The sequence below is a fragment of the Odoribacter splanchnicus DSM 20712 genome, from assembly GCF_000190535.1.
GTDB classification, from domain to species: domain Bacteria; phylum Bacteroidota; class Bacteroidia; order Bacteroidales; family Marinifilaceae; genus Odoribacter; species Odoribacter splanchnicus.
In genome coordinates this window covers 378781-396234 of record NC_015160.1, presented here as the reverse complement: position 1 = coordinate 396234, position 17454 = coordinate 378781, and the positions used below count along the sequence as shown (strand labels likewise).

General features: G+C 47.0%; 13 protein-coding genes, 1 tRNA gene and 1 pseudogene. 5 read left to right on the top strand and 10 right to left on the bottom strand.

The features are described from left to right. Positions 1 to 45: 45 nt before the first annotated feature. The 6 genes from ODOSP_RS01625 to ODOSP_RS01600 form a co-directional block, all read right to left on the bottom strand. On the bottom strand, positions 46 to 759 hold the full coding sequence (locus tag ODOSP_RS01625; RefSeq protein ID WP_013610675.1) for a LytR/AlgR family response regulator transcription factor: 714 nt from the start codon (positions 757 to 759) through the stop codon (positions 46 to 48). 5 nt (positions 760 to 764) lie between these two features. Continuing rightward, positions 765 to 1805 (bottom strand): sensor histidine kinase, encoded by a 1041-nt coding sequence (locus ODOSP_RS01620; RefSeq protein ID WP_013610674.1) that lies wholly within the window; start codon positions 1803 to 1805, stop codon positions 765 to 767. Between the two features lie 53 nt (positions 1806 to 1858). Then, the gene (locus ODOSP_RS01615) at positions 1859 to 3079 is read right to left on the bottom strand and encodes an ABC transporter permease (protein WP_013610673.1); all 1221 of its coding nucleotides are present in this window, start codon (positions 3077 to 3079) and stop codon (positions 1859 to 1861) included. 15 nt (positions 3080 to 3094) lie between these two features. Continuing rightward, complete coding sequence (locus ODOSP_RS01610; protein WP_013610672.1) at positions 3095 to 3835, bottom strand: ABC transporter ATP-binding protein; 741 nt, start codon at positions 3833 to 3835, stop codon at positions 3095 to 3097. Positions 3836 to 4056: 221 nt separating this feature from the next. Further along, on the bottom strand, positions 4057 to 5265 hold the full coding sequence (locus tag ODOSP_RS01605; protein ID WP_013610671.1) for an efflux RND transporter periplasmic adaptor subunit: 1209 nt from the start codon (positions 5263 to 5265) through the stop codon (positions 4057 to 4059). Between the two features lie 50 nt (positions 5266 to 5315). Continuing rightward, positions 5316 to 6632 carry a TolC family protein gene (locus ODOSP_RS01600; RefSeq protein ID WP_013610670.1) on the bottom strand — a complete coding sequence of 439 codons (1317 nt, stop codon included), beginning with the start codon at positions 6630 to 6632 and terminating at the stop codon, positions 5316 to 5318. A 208-nt stretch (positions 6633 to 6840) separates the two neighbouring features. Between ODOSP_RS01600 and ODOSP_RS01595 the strand changes: the two genes are divergently transcribed. After that, positions 6841 to 7791 (top strand): PCMD domain-containing protein, encoded by a 951-nt coding sequence (locus tag ODOSP_RS01595; protein WP_013610669.1) that lies wholly within the window; start codon positions 6841 to 6843, stop codon positions 7789 to 7791. Positions 7792 to 7838: 47 nt separating this feature from the next. Here the strand turns inward: ODOSP_RS01595 and lpxB are convergent, their stop codons facing one another. Continuing rightward, positions 7839 to 8975 (bottom strand): lipid-A-disaccharide synthase, encoded by a 1137-nt coding sequence (lpxB, locus tag ODOSP_RS01590; protein WP_013610668.1) that lies wholly within the window; start codon positions 8973 to 8975, stop codon positions 7839 to 7841. A 122-nt stretch (positions 8976 to 9097) separates the two neighbouring features. On the opposite strand from lpxB, the gene mtaB reads away from it, so the two are divergent. The 4 genes from mtaB to ODOSP_RS01570 all read left to right on the top strand — a co-directional run bounded on the left by mtaB (position 9098) and on the right by ODOSP_RS01570 (position 13273). Beyond that, positions 9098 to 10384 (top strand): tRNA (N(6)-L-threonylcarbamoyladenosine(37)-C(2))-methylthiotransferase MtaB, encoded by a 1287-nt coding sequence (mtaB, locus tag ODOSP_RS01585; protein ID WP_013610667.1) that lies wholly within the window; start codon positions 9098 to 9100, stop codon positions 10382 to 10384. Between the two features lie 298 nt (positions 10385 to 10682). After that, complete coding sequence (locus ODOSP_RS01580) at positions 10683 to 11708, top strand: NAD-dependent epimerase/dehydratase family protein (protein WP_013610666.1); 1026 nt, start codon at positions 10683 to 10685, stop codon at positions 11706 to 11708. Continuing rightward, complete coding sequence (gene nhaA, locus ODOSP_RS01575; RefSeq protein WP_013610665.1) at positions 11698 to 13044, top strand: Na+/H+ antiporter NhaA; 1347 nt, start codon at positions 11698 to 11700, stop codon at positions 13042 to 13044. The genes ODOSP_RS01580 and nhaA overlap by 11 nt, the downstream gene beginning before the upstream one ends. Before the next feature lie 144 nt (positions 13045 to 13188). After that, positions 13189 to 13273: transfer RNA gene (locus tag ODOSP_RS01570), tRNA-Ser, on the top strand. 301 nt (positions 13274 to 13574) lie between these two features. On the opposite strand, the gene msrB is transcribed toward ODOSP_RS01570, so the two are convergent. The 3 genes and pseudogenes from msrB to istA all read right to left on the bottom strand — a co-directional run bounded on the left by msrB (position 13575) and on the right by istA (position 17404). Continuing rightward, complete coding sequence (msrB, locus tag ODOSP_RS01565) at positions 13575 to 14666, bottom strand: peptide-methionine (R)-S-oxide reductase MsrB (RefSeq protein WP_041557107.1); 1092 nt, start codon at positions 14664 to 14666, stop codon at positions 13575 to 13577. Between the two features lie 373 nt (positions 14667 to 15039). Next, on the bottom strand, positions 15040 to 15828 hold the full coding sequence (gene istB, locus ODOSP_RS01560; protein ID WP_013610662.1) for an IS21-like element helper ATPase IstB: 789 nt from the start codon (positions 15826 to 15828) through the stop codon (positions 15040 to 15042). 11 nt (positions 15829 to 15839) lie between these two features. Continuing rightward, a pseudogene (istA, locus tag ODOSP_RS19850) lies at positions 15840 to 17404 on the bottom strand (IS21 family transposase). Between the last annotated feature and the right edge of the window lie 50 nt (positions 17405 to 17454).

Genomic DNA, 17454 nt, shown 5'->3' with positions numbered 1-17454 from the left:
CCACGTAATTTGGCCACAAAATTAGCATTTAAACCCTAATTCCGTTCACTTGATCGTCCGCTTATTGAGGAATTCCATAAATTTATCTTTCGAGGAATCTGCTATCGGAATATAAGTCTTTCCGAAAACGATCCGGTTTCGCTCGATGACAGTGATCCGATTCAGATTGACGATAAAAGAACGGTGTACCCGGCAAAAAGAAGCCGGCAACATCTCTTCAAGCGATTTCATACTGATAAGCGAAACGATAGGCGAAGTCACCCCTTCGAGGTATATTTTTACATAATCCTTCAAACCCTCGATATAACAAATTTTAGCCAATTCGACCTTGACCAGTTTATAATCCGATTTTACAAAAATACAATCCTCTTCCAGACTGTCCCCCTGCGTTTCACGGGTTTTCTCAAACCAATTCAACGCCTTGTTAGCGGCCTTTAAAAATTCAGGATAGCTGACCGGCTTCAATAAATAGTCCAGCGCATCCACCCGGAAACCTTCCAAAGCATACTGTTCGAAGGCGGTTGTAAAAATCACTTTGATCTGTTTATCCAACACCCGGGACAATTCCAACCCATTCAGTTCAGGCATCTGGATATCGAGGAAGATCAGATCCACCGCCTCTTCGCGTAACACCTGCAACACCTCCAAAGCATTCGAGCAACGGGCAACCAATTTCAAAAAAGGTGTCCGCTTGACGTAACTCTCCATCAAATCCAAAGCCAAAGGCTCATCATCGACTATCAAACAATTCAGTTCCATCCGTTTCAACTTCCGATCTTTAATTGAGCGACAAATTTGTTTCCCTCCCGTTCTGTCCGCAAATCATATTTTCCGGGATACAATAAATCCAGCCGTTTTTTTAAATTTTCCAGTCCGATCCCCGATCCGCTCCGGTCGGTTTCTTTCTTGGGAAAATAACTGTTTTCAATGTAACAGCAGATTCCTGAATTTTCCAACCAATTGAAACGGATATGAATAAAAGAAGGCTCCGTGGGGCTCACTCCGTGTTTAAAAGCGTTTTCGATCAAAGTGATAAACAACAACGGAGCGACCAGCACACCTTTCCCATCGTCCGGCAAATCGACCTTCAACTCTACATTTCCCGACAACCTCAGACTCATCAACTCGATATAACTCTTCATGAAATTCAATTCATGATCGAGCGATACGAATTTCTGATTGTCTTCATACAGCACATGCCGCAACAGCCGGCTCAGATCATGGACGGCAAACTGGGCCCGGTCAGGATCGATAGCGATCAGGGAATAAATATTATTGAGGGTATTGAACAGGAAATGAGGGTTCAGCTGGCTTTTCAGATTCTGCAATTCCGCTTCGGAACGGGCATTTTCCAATTCTTTTTTTTCTTGCTCGAGGATATACCAGTTTTCGGTCATCCGGATAGCGACACTCAGAGCCGACACCAAAGCCATCATCACTCCATCCCGGATAATAAAAACACTCCGTGGAGGAAAAGGTCTCGAATGCCTCGGTCCCTCATTGACAAAATGAATAAAATAATACTCCTGCCATCCATGTAAACATAAGCTCAGCAACACAAAAAGGAATAAATTGACAATAATAAATACCAATAACCTTTTCCGGAACAACAAGCGATCGATAAAAATAAAATAATTGGCATAAAATACAGTAATAAAAGCGATGGGAACACCGACATACCCCAGAAATTTAACCCAGGTCATCGGATTTCCCTCTTTCCAGGTGAAAAAAAGAGGGAAGCCGAATACCAATCCCCAGCCGATCACCTGGATCAGAAACTTTAAAATTTTATTCTTGTCACTCATATTACAAAGATAAAGATTTATTTGTTTATTTACCGGATCAACCGGTAAATAAACTACTCATACCGGATCGCTTCGATCGGATCGAGATTAGAAGCTTTCTGTGCCGGATACCAACCGAAGAAGATTCCCGTCACCGTACAGACCACAAACGACAGTACAACAGAATACAGCTGCACATATACCGGCCATCCCGCAACCAACTTGACCACCCACGAGGCTCCGATACCGAACACCACACCGATCAATCCACCGGTCACACTGATCAGAATCGCCTCGATCAGGAACTGGGCCAGAATATCCCGCCCCTTCGCTCCGATAGACATTCTCAGTCCGATTTCCCGGGTACGTTCGGTTACCGACACATACATGATGTTCATAATCCCGATACCGCCGACCAGTAAAGAGATCCCCGCAATACACGCCAACAACATCGTCATCATGTCCGTTGTGGAATTCATCATCGAGCTCAGTTCTTGTTGGGAACGGATGTTAAAATCATCGTCATCCGATTCTTTCAGCCTGTGATTCCTGCGCAGGATACTCGCAATCTCCTCTTCTGCCAGTTCGGTCTGATCTTCAGAAAGCGCCGAACAGAATATACTTTGTAAATGGGTGATGGCCAGGATACGTTTCTGGACGGTTGTATAAGGTGCTAAGATAAGATCATCCTGGTCCATCCCCATTGTATTATAACCTTTCGATGTCAGGACTCCGATAATACGGAAAGGTATTTTTCCGAAGCGGATAATTTGCCCCACCGGATTTTCCCCATTGGTAAACAGATTATCCACGATCGTTTTCCCGACGACACAGACTTTCGCCGATCCGAGAATATCCTCCTCCGTAAACATATCCCCTTCCGCCAGGGTATATTTACGAATTTCAAGATAATCCGGATTTATCCCATAGATACTGGTCGGATAATTATTGGATCCGTAGATCGCTTGTCCGCTGCTACTCACCGATGGCGAACAAGCCGAAACATAACGGGTTTCATCGACAATCGCCTGATAATCGTCCAGTTTCAGACTTTGCATGGCAGCCGGATCTTGCCGTACCCCTCCCCGCATATCCGCACCCGGATGAATCATGATCATATTAGAACCCATCTCCGCGATCTGAGCACGGATACTCCGCTTAGATCCCTGACCGATAGCCAGCATGGTAATCACCGAAGCGACACCGATAATGATCCCCAACATCGTCAGAAATCCCCGCATCTTATTATTCCCCAGGGCCCGCAAAGCGATCCTGAATAAATTCGCAAAATTCATTGTATTTCGATTTAATTAATCCTCATTCTTCGGTAAAGCCGCCAGCGTCTCTTTAGCCGAAGCAATCTTTTCATTCCGGGTATCCTGAATCACCCGCCCATCCTTCAACACGATAGTCCGGCTGCTATACGCCGATAATTCGGGATTATGGGTGACAAAAACAATAGTCCTCCCCCGGGCATACAATTCCTGAAACAACGTCAGAATCTCGAAAGAAGTACGGGTATCCAGGTTTCCCGTAGCCTCATCGGCCAAAATCAATACCGGATCGTTCACCAATGCCCGGGCTATAGCCACCCGTTGCTGCTGTCCTCCGGACATCTGATTCGACTTATGATACAACCGGTCATGTAACCCTACCGAGTCGAGCGCTTCTATCGCCCGTCTTTCCCGTTCCTTAGCCGAAACCGCCGGATTATACATCAACGGAAGCTCGACATTCTCGATCGAAGTAGTCTTCGGAAGCAGGTTATAAGACTGGAATACAAAACCGATCTTATGATTCCTCAGCTCCGCCCGCTCATTCTTTCCCATCTGCCGGACCGAATACCCGTCCAGCCAATACTCCCCGGCTGTCGGCGTATCCAGACACCCCAGCACATTCAGTAAAGTAGATTTCCCCGATCCGCTGGTCCCCATGATCGTCACGAATTCTCCCGGCTGAATAGCAAAGGATACCCCCCGCAAAGCATGTACCGTCTCATTTCCTACCAGAAAATCACGCTTGATATCTTTTAATTCAATTATAGCATTCATTGTGTGTGAGTTATTGAGTTGCTGAGTTGCTGAGTTATTGAGTTACTGAGTTGCTGAGTTATTGAGTTACTAAGTTACTAAGTTGCTGAGTTAATGAGTTACTAAGTTCCTCTACTTTCTAAATCATCGATTTACCTTCTCCACCAATTTCCCGCAACTCCCCCTTATCTCCTCCTCCCCATCTTTTAGCCTATAGCTTCCAGCCTATAGCCTTTTACATTTTACTTCTTACTCTTCTTATCTTGTCCCGGTGGTTTCGGCATAAAGGGACTGGATTCTGTTTCTCCGGGTTGCGGAGTTCCCATCGCTTTTTTACCGGATTGTTCCATCGCCACGACAATCTCGTCTCCCTCAGCGAGACCACCGGTGATCTCCAGGAGTGAAGTCGTCGCAGTAGCCGTCTGTACTTCTTTTTCTTCCAACGTTTGTCCATTCTTCACCCACACTGTTTTCTGTAAGGCAGAATTATCCACATGGATCGGTTTCAGTACGATTCCATTAGCTTCGGCCAAAGCCTGATCGGGCATAAATTTCAATGCTTTGGGAGGAATAGTCAATACGTTATTCTTCTCCAGTGTATAAATCGACACGGTAGCCGTCAATCCCGGTTTCAGTTTCAGATCCGGATTAGGTGCACTGATCACCACTTCGTAGGTCACCACATTCGATTCCACGGTAGCCTCCAGCCGTACCTGAGTCACAACCCCTTCGAACGCATCGTTCCGGTAGGCATCTACGGTAAAGGTAACCCGCTGTCCTTCGCGTATTTCGCCGATATCGGCCTCATCCACGTCTGCAATCACCTGCATCTCCGTCAAATCTTTAGCAATGGTAAACAAAGTCGGAGTTTCGAATCCGGCAGCCACCGTCTGTCCTTCTTCCACTTCCCTACTGATAACGACACCGTCTATCGGACTGGTAATCACGGCATATCCCAAATTTCTTCTCACCTTTACAATATCGGCTTTCGACTTTTCGTAGGTACTTTTAGCCTTTTCATAATTATACGTTGCCTCTTCATAATCGCTGTCGCTGATCAGTTGCTTTTCGAACAGCACTTTACTGCGGGCATAATTTTTTTGCTGATACTCGTATTCTGCTTTGGCATTCGCCAGCTGAGCTTCCTGCGATTCCAGTTCTGCCTGTAAGGTCACCTTATCCATCTCGGCAATCAGCTGCCCTTTTTTCACAACACTATTGTAGTCGACATAGATACGGTCGATGATACCCGAAACCTGCGTACCGACATCCACCTTGGTCACCGGCTCTACCGTCCCTGTCGCCACTACGACATCCGTCATCGAATTACGGGTCACTTTTTCAGTCTGAAAACTGATTTTCCCTTTTGAAGAAGTACCCATAAAGAAATATCCGCACAAGGCCAGAACTACGATAGCTCCCCCGATCGTTATTAATTTCCCTTTTTTCATATATTCTTTTTTATATTGTCATACAATCACTTGGTTCTCACATACCTCTATCATTGGATACTGATCTCTATACCCTGATAGAAATTCAACAATTGCTGATTCAGGATCGCCATATATTTGGCTTGTATCAACTCGAGCCGGGCAGCCAGCAAGTTGTTTTTCTCCGTCATCAATTCTACCGTATTTTTTGCTTTCAGGAAAAACTGTTCCTGAGTAAGCTCGAAAGACAATTCTGTAGCGGTCAGATTCTCCCGGGCCGAACGGAAACGGTTCTGCGCCGATACCGCATCCTGATAAACCGTCTCTACCGATTTCAGTAATTCTTTCTGTACGTTCTCATAATTGAGTTGGGCATTCTCGATATTCAGTTTAGCCAGATTGACCGCCGTCTTGGTCGAACGTTTATTAAAAATCGGTATATTCAGCGTCAAACCGATATTTTCACTCCAATTGTGTTTCGTCTGTGTCCCGAACCCCGTGCCGATACCCGAAACATGACTGGTTCCTAAACCGGCAGACAAGGTAACGTCAGGTAAATATCCCGCCCACGCTTTCTCCTTCTCCAGATTCGCTACCCGGATATTCAATTGGTTGTATTTCACTTCCGGCATGATTCCCAGCGAAGTCAGGTAAACACTCTCTTTAGACGGTAAAACGACCAACACGCTTTCATCTGTCAATTGCGGAATAGCCAGTTCCATCTGGTCGTTCACCCCTAATTCGAGCAATTGTTTCAATTCCAGCTGAGCATTTGCGAGCGTTGTCCGGGCTACAACCAACTGATATTTATCGGTGGCATACTGAGCTTCCAGCTGAGCGAGATCGGCTTTCGATAATGCTCCTGCCTCCAATAAAGCTTTGCCACGATCCCGCTGGGCTTTGGAAACTTCTACCGTCCCTTCGTTAATTTTCACCGCTTCGTCAGCATACAATACCTGGACAAATGCTTGGGTAATCGCCAGTTCGATGTTATTTTCAGATTCCTTGATCGTCAACCCCTGCACCTCATTTTGCAGGTCCATCTGTTGTACGTTCTTCCGGATTTTTCCTCCTTCGAACAGAGATACGGAAGAATTCAGGTTATAACTTCCGGAATACGAATTTTTATCACCGGCTTCGGGACGGGGACGGTTCACATAATTGTGAGCCGTTGTAAAAGAAAGAGAAGGCAGCCGGTCCGCTTTAGCCTGCTTCGTATTTTCTAAACTTTCTTCCCATGCGATCCGACTTTGCCGAATCTGAATATTATGTGCCCGGGCATAATTAATGCAGGATTTCAAATCCCACACAGCCGGTTTTTCCTGAGCCATCACCGGGGCGGACAACACGACCAGTCCCAGGACTATCCCTTTCCAATATGCATTCATAATGTATCTTTTAAGTTCATTTTCACGTTACAAATGTATTTTCTGTTCTCCCCCCCTACAATTTAAATATATACATTCCCCCTTTTTCACGACGAATCCCCCGATTCACCCGATAATTATTTTAGCATTTACATATTTTCACATTAATATTGGCATCTTTTTTGTTAGCAAAGGGGCAATACATCTATTTCAATTAAAATCTGTTACTATGAAACCGATATACAGCCTGTTTATTATGCTATCCTTTGCCGGACAGTTGCGTGCACAAAACGATACCACCGAATTATTTCCTTACGGAGATATGAATCAGTGGATGGTACGGGTAGTCGACGAATCCCTTGTTATCGGAGGAAATACAAAATATCTGTATGAGATCACACCGGGCGATACGCTGAAAAACAACACCCCTTATAAAAACAGTATATCTCCGTGGGCTACGTCGACCGTCATGGCTAAAGTCAGCGGAGTGGTGAAAGCCAGTGTAACCGTATTCCCGGAGAAAAGGGATTCCGGTTATTGTGCCCGGCTCGAAACCCGTATGGAACGCGTCAAAGTGCTTGGATTGATCAATATATCGGTATTAGCCACCGGAACGATATTTGTCGGTGAAGTGATGGAACCCGTGCGGGACACTAAAAATCCGCAAAGCAAACTCAATAACAATATTCCTTTCACGAAACGACCGAAAGCCCTGGAATTCGATTATAAAGTAGAGCCGGGCGGGAAACAGATCAAAGCGACAGGTTTCAGCCGTATCGTCGATATCCCGGAACAGAATAATGCCGAAGCCAGCCTATTGCTGCAATACCGCTGGGAAGACGAAAAAGGGAATCTGTTTGCCAAACGCGTCGGCACAGCCTACGAACGTTATGACCAGGAAGTAAAAGAATGGCAAAACGGCCATCGGATAGAAATCCATTACGGAGATATTACCGGAAAGGATTTTTACCAGCCTTATATGGACCTGGTAAAAGGTGAATCGACACAATATGCCGCCAATAGCCAGGGGAAGATCGTCCCCATCCAGGAGATCGGCTGGGCCTCTCCCGACACTACTCCCACCCACATTATCCTCCGTTTCTCCTCCGGCCATGGCGGAGCCTACATCGGTGCCCCGGACGCCAAATTCTGGATCGATAATGTAAAACTGGTTTACTAAAATATCAAAAGCACATAATAACTACAAAGTTATATTAAAACCCGGCTTTAACCGATTAAATTCTTAGCATCCCGTACCATCATTTTAGCAAACCGGGCCGAAGCTCCGGGTTGCCCTAAACGGCGGATCACCTCATCGTAATTCCGGAGCATTTTCTCCCGGTCACGTTCGCTGTACAGGATACGGGAGAGCTCGTTGAGGATATTTCTTTCGGTCAGCCGGTGCATCATCAGCTCTTTGACGACTTCCCCACCGAAAATCAGGTTGACTAACGAAATATAGTCTACTTTAACGAAGGTCTTGAACAAATAATAACTCAACCTACCTCCTTCGCCATTGTAACAAACCACTTGGGGAATACGCAGTAAAGCCGTTTCCAGGGTCGCCGTACCCGAGGTAACCAGAGCCGCTTTCGCCTGACTCAACAAACGATAAGTCTGCCCATACAAAATACGGACCTCCCGTCCCTTCAGGTAAGGAGCATAATCGGCATCCGACATCGAAGGAGCCCCGGCGATCACAAACTGATAATCGGGGAAATGATCCACCATCCGAAGCATTGCCGGCAGCACATAACGCAGCTCCTGGCTCCGGCTGCCGGCCAGTAAAGCGATGATCGGTTTATCCGGTAAATCGTTCGCTTTTATAAACCCGGCAAAAGTCTCCTCCCGGTAAGGCCGGGCATCGATCGCATCCACCAGCGGATTACCTCCGTATTCCACCGTATAATGATAGCGCCCGTAAAAATCCGTTTCAAAAGGAAAAATCGTATACATCCGGTCGACATACCGCTTGATCTTTTTCACGCGCCCGGTATTCCAGGCCCACAACTTCGGCGAAATGTAATAAAATACTTTCAAACCGATCCCTTTGGCAAACCGGGCAATACGCAGGTTGAAACCGGCATAATCCACCAGGATCACCACGTCCGGCTTCCAACTCCGGATATCCTCACAACACAAGCGGATATTGGCCTTGATCTTACCGAGATTCTTCAATACGGTCAGAAATCCCATGATAGCCGTATCTTTGTAATGCCGGACGATCTCCGCTCCTGCCTCACGCATCAGGTCCCCGCCCCAACCCCGGATGTCGGCTTCCGGATCTTCAGCCCGTAACCCCCGGATTAAATTCGACGCATGCAAATCGCCCGATGCTTCCCCTGCTATAATATAATAACGCATAAAAGGTAAAGGTTAAAAGTAAAAAATAAAAACTCAACAGTACTGTACAAAGATAGCAAATTACAAGCCAAATCATTACTTTTGCAAGCGATTATAGAAATTTAATAGCAGTCGGTACAAATATGAATATTGCAGGGAAGAAAGTCGCTTATATCACCTTGGGTTGTAAACTGAACTTTTCAGAAACGTCTACCATCAGGCACAGCCTTGAAAAAGAAGGCACTGAAACCGTAGCCGATAAAGAAGGCGCCGATATCTTTGTGATCAATACCTGTAGCGTGACCGATATGGCCGAAAAAAAAGGCCGGCAGTTGATCCGTAAAATTATTCACCACAACCCGGGCGCCTATATCGTAGTTGTCGGATGTTATGCCCAGCTCAGAGCGAAAGAAATCATGGCTATCGACGGAGTGAGCCTGGTATTGGGGGCCGGAGAAAAATTCAATGTCGCCCACTACCTGCAACACCTCGAAGAACAGGAAAAGCAAGAACCTCACTCGTGTGATATTTTCAAAATCAGCAATTTCGACCTGGCCTACTCTTTCGGCGACCGTACCCGTTGTTTCCTGAAAATCCAGGACGGTTGCGACTATTTCTGCACTTATTGCACCATTCCTTTTGCCCGCGGAAGAAGCCGGAGTGCCAGTCTGCCGCGGATCCTCGACGCTCTCCGCGAGGTGGCCGGCAAAGGGATCCAGGAAGTGATACTCACCGGTGTCAATACCGGCGATTTCGGCCGGGGCACGGATATGAATTTCTTACAACTATTGCAACAACTCGACCGCCAGGAAGAGATTGCCAGGTTCAGGATTTCTTCTATCGAGCCCAACCTGCTGACCGACGAAATCATTGAATTTGTAGCAACCTCCAAGCGCTTCATGCCCCATTTCCATATCCCCTTGCAATCGGGTAGCGACGAAGTGTTGAAGCTCATGCACCGGCGTTATGACCGGGAATTATTCGCCGGTAAGATCCGCACCATCCGCCACCTGCTACCGGATGCTTTTATCGGCGTCGATGTCATAGCCGGCATGCGGGGTGAAACCGAAGCCTGTTTCGAAGACGCCCTCCGGTTCATCGAGACGCTCGACATTTCACGGCTTCACGTATTCCCTTATTCCGAACGCCAGGGAACCAAAGCGCTGGATATCCCCCTGACCGTTCCTCAGGAAGAAAAACACCGGCGGGTAAACCGGCTGATTTCCGTATCACAAAAAAAATTAACCGCTTTCTATCACCGGTTCGAAGGGGAAACCCGTCCTGTATTGTTCGAAGACAACAAAATCGGACAGTATATCTGCGGATTCACAGACAATTATATCAAAGTAAAACTCCCCTACGATGCCGGATTAGCCAACCGGATTATTCCCATCCGGCTAGAAAAAGGGCTCTTTTGTGAAGACGAATAAACAACTCATAATAAAGTGATTAACCCCATACACAAAAGGCACATACTTATTGTGTCTAATTAACAATATTTAATTTGAAGCGTTCACAATTAGTATTACCTTTGTGTAAGAATCAATTTCATAGTTTGTTTCTGTTTAGGGTTAGTAATTTAAGTCGTCAATTCATGGCGACTTAATTTTTTTATTTCATCCGATATACCTATTTTTGTTATAAATACTTTTTAACTTTGTATCAAAAATATAAACATCGATTGTTAAGTAATCAGCAATTTACTTTTTAATTAAAGCAACGAACCTAATGCAAGTTTTAATTACCGGAAGTGCCGGATTTATCGGTTACCACCTCGCAAAAGCTCTTGCCCGGCAAGGCATAGCCACTTATGGCATCGACTCGATAAACAGTTATTACGACGTATCCCTGAAAAAAGCCCGTTTAAAAGCATGCGGAATCGATCTTTCCCGTCAAGAACAGGAATACCGCTCTACCCTTTACCCCAATTATACGTTCAGGCAAATGGACCTCTGTGACAAACCTGCCCTCGACGCACTTTTCGCTTCCCGGACCTTCGATACGGTAATCAACCTGGCTGCACAAGCCGGAGTACGTTATAGCCTCGAACATCCGGAGACCTACATCGACAGCAATGTGTCGGGTTTTCTGCATATATTGGAAGGCTGCCGCCACCATCATATTCCCCGTCTGATTTTCGCTTCTTCGTCATCGGTATATGGCAATTCGACCGAAGTACCGTTCCGCGAAGATGCGCGGGCCGATCATCCGGTCAGTATCTACGCCGCCACCAAAAAGAGTAACGAACTGATGGCCTATACCTACTCCCGGCTCTACGGCCTCCAGACTGTCGGACTACGCTTTTTCACCGTTTATGGTCCCTGGGGACGCCCGGACATGGCACCGATGCTTTTCGGCCGATCTATCCTGGAAGATAAACCGATCCGGATATTCAACGAGGGACGTTTATCCCGGGATTTCACATATATCGACGATATTATCGCCGGGATCGTCACAATACTCGACCACCCGGGCTTAGTGCGGGAAGATGTCCCGGGAGTACCGGCCGTCATCTATAACATCGGTCACGGTTCTCCGGTTCAGCTCATGGATTTTATCGGACTCCTGGAACAACATCTGGGTAAAACCGCCCGGAAAGAATTCGTCGGCATGCAACCCGGAGATGTGTATCAGACCTGGGCAGACACCACCAAACTCCATACCGATTATAATTACAGGGCCACCACCTCACTCGGGAAAGGAATCGAACAGTTTGCCCTCTGGTTCAAAAAAATGAAAACTTATGGATTATAATATATTCAAATCGCCCCTACGTCACTTTATCAAAGCAAAGATAAACGGTGGGGCCGTCTTGCTTTTCGTTGCCGCAGCCGCAATGATCATAGCTAATACACCCTTACGCGAAACCTACGATGCCTTTTTTGCCAAAGAGGTCATTTTGCAATTCGGAGACATCAACCTCTTTCACGTCCACGGAAGGAATATGACCTTCATGTCCCTGATCAACGATGCGCTGATGGCAATCTTCTTCTTCTCCGTCGGTCTGGAAATCAAACGGGAGATCCTGGTCGGCGAACTCTCTTCACCCCGCAAAGCTTTACTTCCGGTTGTCGCAGCTTGCGGAGGAATGCTCGTCCCCATCCTCATCTTTTCCCTGATTTGCCCCGAAAGCCCTGCCAGCCGGGGAGCCGCCATCCCGATGGCCACGGATATCGCTTTCTCATTGGGAGTATTATCCTTACTAGGGAAACGCATCCCCCTGAGCCTGAAAATCTTCCTGACCACTTTCGCCGTAGTAGACGATATCGGTGGCATCATTGTCATCGGAGCCTTTTACAGCAGTAATCTGATCCTGGAATACTTGCTTTGGGCATTAGGGATTATTTTCATTCTGTGGATAGGCGGTAAAGCCGGAATCAACAGCAAGCTGTTTTATATCTTCTTCGGCATCGTCGTGTGGTACTTATTCCTGAATTCGGGGATTCATCCGACCATCGCCGGTGTCATCGGAGCCTTCACCGTCCCGGCACGTCCCAAGCTGAACATCTACAAATATGTCGGAGAAATCCGGGCCAGCTTGCAAAAGCTTCCCGAAACCGCCGACATGGCCAATAATAAATACATGCTGAGCAACTCGGAACGCGCTATCCTCCGTCATGTCGAATCGGTCTCCGACAAAGTGATCAGTCCCTTGCAATCGATGGACGATAACCTGCATCCCCTGGTCAACTACGTGGTGATGCCTCTCTTTGCCTTCGCCAACGCCAGCATCTCTTTCGAACATTTCACCCTGGCCGACATCGAAGGAGTGACACTCAGCGTATTCATCGCCCTCGTCCTGGGCAAACTGCTCGGCATCTTCTCATTTACATGGCTGGCCGTGAAAAGCAAATTACTGAACATGCCGGAACACATGGATGCCCGTAGCCTTCTCGGTGTATCCATGTTGGGCGGAATCGGCTTCACCGTCTCCCTGTTTATCGCCAACCTCTCCTATGCCGGGCTCCCCGACATCGGTCCTACCCTGCTCAACCAAGCCAAATTAGGTATCATCAGCGGTTCCGTATTCGCCGGTCTCGCCGGTTACCTGTTGCTAAAACATTTCTATAAAAATCCCCGGAACCGATAAATCTATCGGTTCAGATAAAATTTTGTATATCAATCTATTAAAACAAAACAACTAAATCACAACGATCACCCCAATGACCAATTACAAAAAAACTCTTATTATTTTGTTTTTTTTCAAAATTCATTCTATCTTCGCATCCGCATTGGAGAGGTGGCAGAGTGGTCGATCGCGGCGGTCTTGAAAACCGTTGACTGTCACAGGTCCGGGGGTTCGAATCCCTCCCTCTCCGCTGAAAATCAAAGAGTTAGCTAAAACTGACTCTTTTTTATTTGTGGCAAATTGAAGGGGAAAAGGTATTTTGAGGTAAAATCTGGGCTCGCCCGGATAGTGTACCCCAAAGTGTGTAAATCCCAGTAATTTTTATTTTTGTAATGACGAATTTCAAAAATGAATTATTATGGAATTTACACAGGAACAAATCCCGGAAATAATTCTCCGGTTGAAACTCTCCGATTTTCAGTCCTTAGCAATCATGGCTTGTAAACGCCTGTTGTACAGAAGTAAATTTACACACTTAGGGAAACACGATCTTATTTTTTGTCCAACAAGGGTAAATATGCCCCATACCCCTGGGCTTCCATGTCCTCTTTGGGAATAAAACGCAGAGAAGCGCTGTTGATACAATAGCGTAATCCGCCCCGGTCTTTCGGACCGTCGTTAAACACATGTCCGAGATGAGCATCACCAGTCTTGCTGCGTACTTCAGTCCGGCGCATACCATGGGAAGTGTCGGTCTTTTCATCGATCAGCCCCTGGTCGATAGGTTTGGAAAAACTCGGCCATCCGCAACCCGAATCGAACTTATCGGCCGATATAAAAAGCGGTTCACCCGTTGTGATATCTACATAAATCCCTTCCCGGTATTCGTTCCAATAGGCATTTTGAAAGGGCGGTTCCGTAGCATTTTTCCGGGTAACGGCATATTGTTCGGGGGATAATGTTTTTTTCAGGGTCGCATCGTCCTGACGGCGGTAAACCGTCTGCGGGGGTTTCATCCCTTCACCGGCCGGCCGGAGATTGGCCTGACGGGCAAGCCCGAACAGAGCCGGATCGATATGACAATATCCACCGGGATTCTTGTCCAGATAATCCTGGTGATAACCTTCGGCCGGATAAAAATTGTCCAAAGGTTTTACTTCTATCGCCAAAGGACGATCGTATCGTTTCGACAGTTCGTCCACGGCCCGGACAATCACCTCACGGTCAGCAAGGTCCGTATAATAAATCCCGGTACGGTATTGAGTCCCGCGATCGTTGCCTTGTTTATTCAGGCTAGTGGGGTCTATGGTTTTAAAATAAAGGCCGAGCAACAGAGGTAATCCCACTTCGGCCGGATCGTAAACCACCTTCACAGCCTCGGCAGCCCCGGTCCGTCCGCTACATACCTGCCGGTAATCCGGATCGGCAACGGTACTGTTTGCATAACCGACCTGAGTGGCTTCCACTCCCCGGATCTGTTTCATAAAATGCTCTGTTCCCCAAAAGCATCCCCCTGCCAGATAAATTTCTTTCTGATTTTCCATAGTCGTCAATTCCTGCGTTTTACCCTTACCTGCCTTACTCTGACCTGTACATCCGAAAGCTGCAAATAAGGCTAGACAAATCATCATCGTATTCTTCATCATCTTCCTTTCCCAAAGGGTTAATAACCGATAACTAAAGTTTCGCAAGTGAAAATTCACAAGCGTGATTTAACGTAATTTTGGAATAAAAAAGGCTCTGAAGCTTGTGTAACTCACTGAAAATGAGTATCTTTATAATCGCTAAAGAATAAAGATAAAACTTCAAAGCCGTGAGCTAATATACAAAATAATTTCAGATCTGCGAAGCTTTTTCGCAAAAAATGATGACAATCGTGCAATTAAGTGCATTATGGGTGTTGGAAAAGCCACGCGACTTTGACCCTTTTGGCCACGCAGGATTTGCCCACCTTTGGCTACAATATGATTGACCCTTTAAAGTCCTGGTGTTGGGGGTCAATTTTATTTTACCCTTTTAAAATTTCTCGTTTTTCTTAGACCTTAACTTTCGCATACTTTCACCATATAGCTCTATGGTATGAGCTGTATGTATGATACGATCAAGGATTGCATCGGCTATTGTCGGGTCACCTACCATGTCATACCAATTGGAGGATGGGTACTGCGATGTGATGATGATGGATTTCCGTTCATGCCTGTCCTCGATGATTTCAAGCAGTATGGGACGCTCCTTTGCGTCAAGCGGTACGATGAACAGGTCGTCAAGGATGAGTAGTTGGCAGCGCTCAATCTTCTTGAGTTCCGTTTCAAGTGTACCTTTGACTTTGGCGACTTTCAGCGCACCGAGCAGTTTCGGGGCATTGGCATAGAAGGTCCGGAATCCCCTTTTGCATGCTTCGTGGCCGAGGGCACAGGCCAGATAGCTTTTCCCCGTTCCTGAAGAACCGGTAATGAAAAGGTTCTGTGCCTTATGCACAAAATCAAGGGTGGCGAGACGTTCCATCTGGTTGCGCTCCAGCCCCCGGTTCGTGGCATAGTCAATCTGTTCAATATAGGCCTTGTAGCGGAATGCCGCATTCTTGGTAAGCCGTGCAATGGCAGCCTGTGCACGATAGTCCCATTCGCGTGCAAGGAGCATGGACAGGAACGTGTCCGCAGTCATGGATTGCGGAGTGGTACCGGCAAGACTTTCCCTGAAAGCCTCTGCCATACCATGCAATTTCATGCGGTTCATTAAATCCAGTGATATGGTATTCTGGTCTTGTTGTCCCGTTACGGGAGCTGTTTTATTGTTTACTTCCATAAATATGAGTTTTATTGTTTGTCCTTTCTGTAATATTCACGTCCACGTATATTTTTGTGGGTCAATGGAGCCGGGGAAGTCACGTTGGGCTGTACTTTCCCGTCCTCATCGGGAAGGAAATCCGCATCTTCTCCCAGTTCAAGCACCTCGCGCAAGGCCTGATATCCGTATTGCAACTTCTGGTCCGCACATGCACAAGCCGCAACCAGACGGTCACGACCGTATTTTTTCTCCAGGGTCAGGATGCCACGGCATGACCTGAACGCTTTGGGTGGATATTGCATGGCACGCTCCACTTCCCGTAGATAGTTCAATACAATATTGTCTATTTCCGAGGCACGCCGGAAGAGTTCCTCCAAGTCCTTGTCATAGGGACCATAGTGTCCCGGCAGGTTGTGCTCCTTTTTCCAGGAATAAGCGTAAGGAATGTCACAGCGGTCATGGGTGGAGACAAGGCTCATGCCACAGTAGATTTCCACCGTGTCGGCATCATAGAGAATCGTCATGCGCCTGCCTACATACTCCTTTGGAACGCTGTAATGGTGTTTGAACAACGAGACGTAAGAGTTATTCCCGACAGTCATTAGCTTCCTTTCTTTCACCACGTAACGTTTCACGGGAAGCGGTCGAAGATAGTCCTTCTCTCCCTGAAGGAACATTTTCTTGCGTGACATCTCCCGTCCGGCCATCACCTTTTCATTGAAATCAAGCAGGGAGATACGGATAGCGGTATTGAGATCCTCCAGGCTGGAGAATGTCATTCCCTCCATATCAAGGTAAATGGAACGGTAAAGGAGCTTTACGGCATTTTCAACCAAGGCCTTGTCCTTGGGGTGGCGTACACGGGCAGGATAGACCGCACAGCCGTAATGTTCGGCAAAAGCGGCGAAATCATCATTGATGGCAGGCTCGTTGCGGTCGCTGCGTGTAACGGCCGCCTTCAAATTGTCGGGGACGATAGCCGCAGGAACGCCTTCAAAATATTGCATGGCATTCTCGCATGCCTTTATCAGGTCTTCCTTGCGTTGGGACCATACGGCCTCGCAGTAGGTATAATGGCTGAACGGAAGAATGGCGACGAACACCTCGGCCTTTTCGTCTCACCTGTCATTTCATCAACGACTTCAAGCCTATCACCGGCAAAGTCAATATACATCTGGTCTGCGGCATAGTGCTCGACATGACCGACGACCTTGATGTGAAACTTGTACTGACGGACAGCCCGTTTGAAGGAAGACAACCGGAAACCGTCCGGATATTCGGCATGGTATTCCTTGAACAGTTTTCGGACACTCATGCCTTTGCGTGACAGGCGGGATACATATCCGGGAAGCAAGGCATCCAGTTCGATCCTTCTGGAAGAAGGTTCCCGATGCCGGGACTCCGTACAGCCGAACAGTTCATCCAACTGCCCATCGGGTAGGGAAAGAAGCTGTTCAATGCTCTTGCCGCTTGAAAGGAACAAGCGGACATACTTGCGGACAGTATTACGGGAAGTATGAAACGTGGACGCCGTTTCCTTGATTCCCATGCCGACCGCATAACATCTTAAAATGTTTTTGATTCGTTTATCCATTTGTATAGATTTTATTATCGTCCCCGTTACACCAGGACTCGGGTACTCAA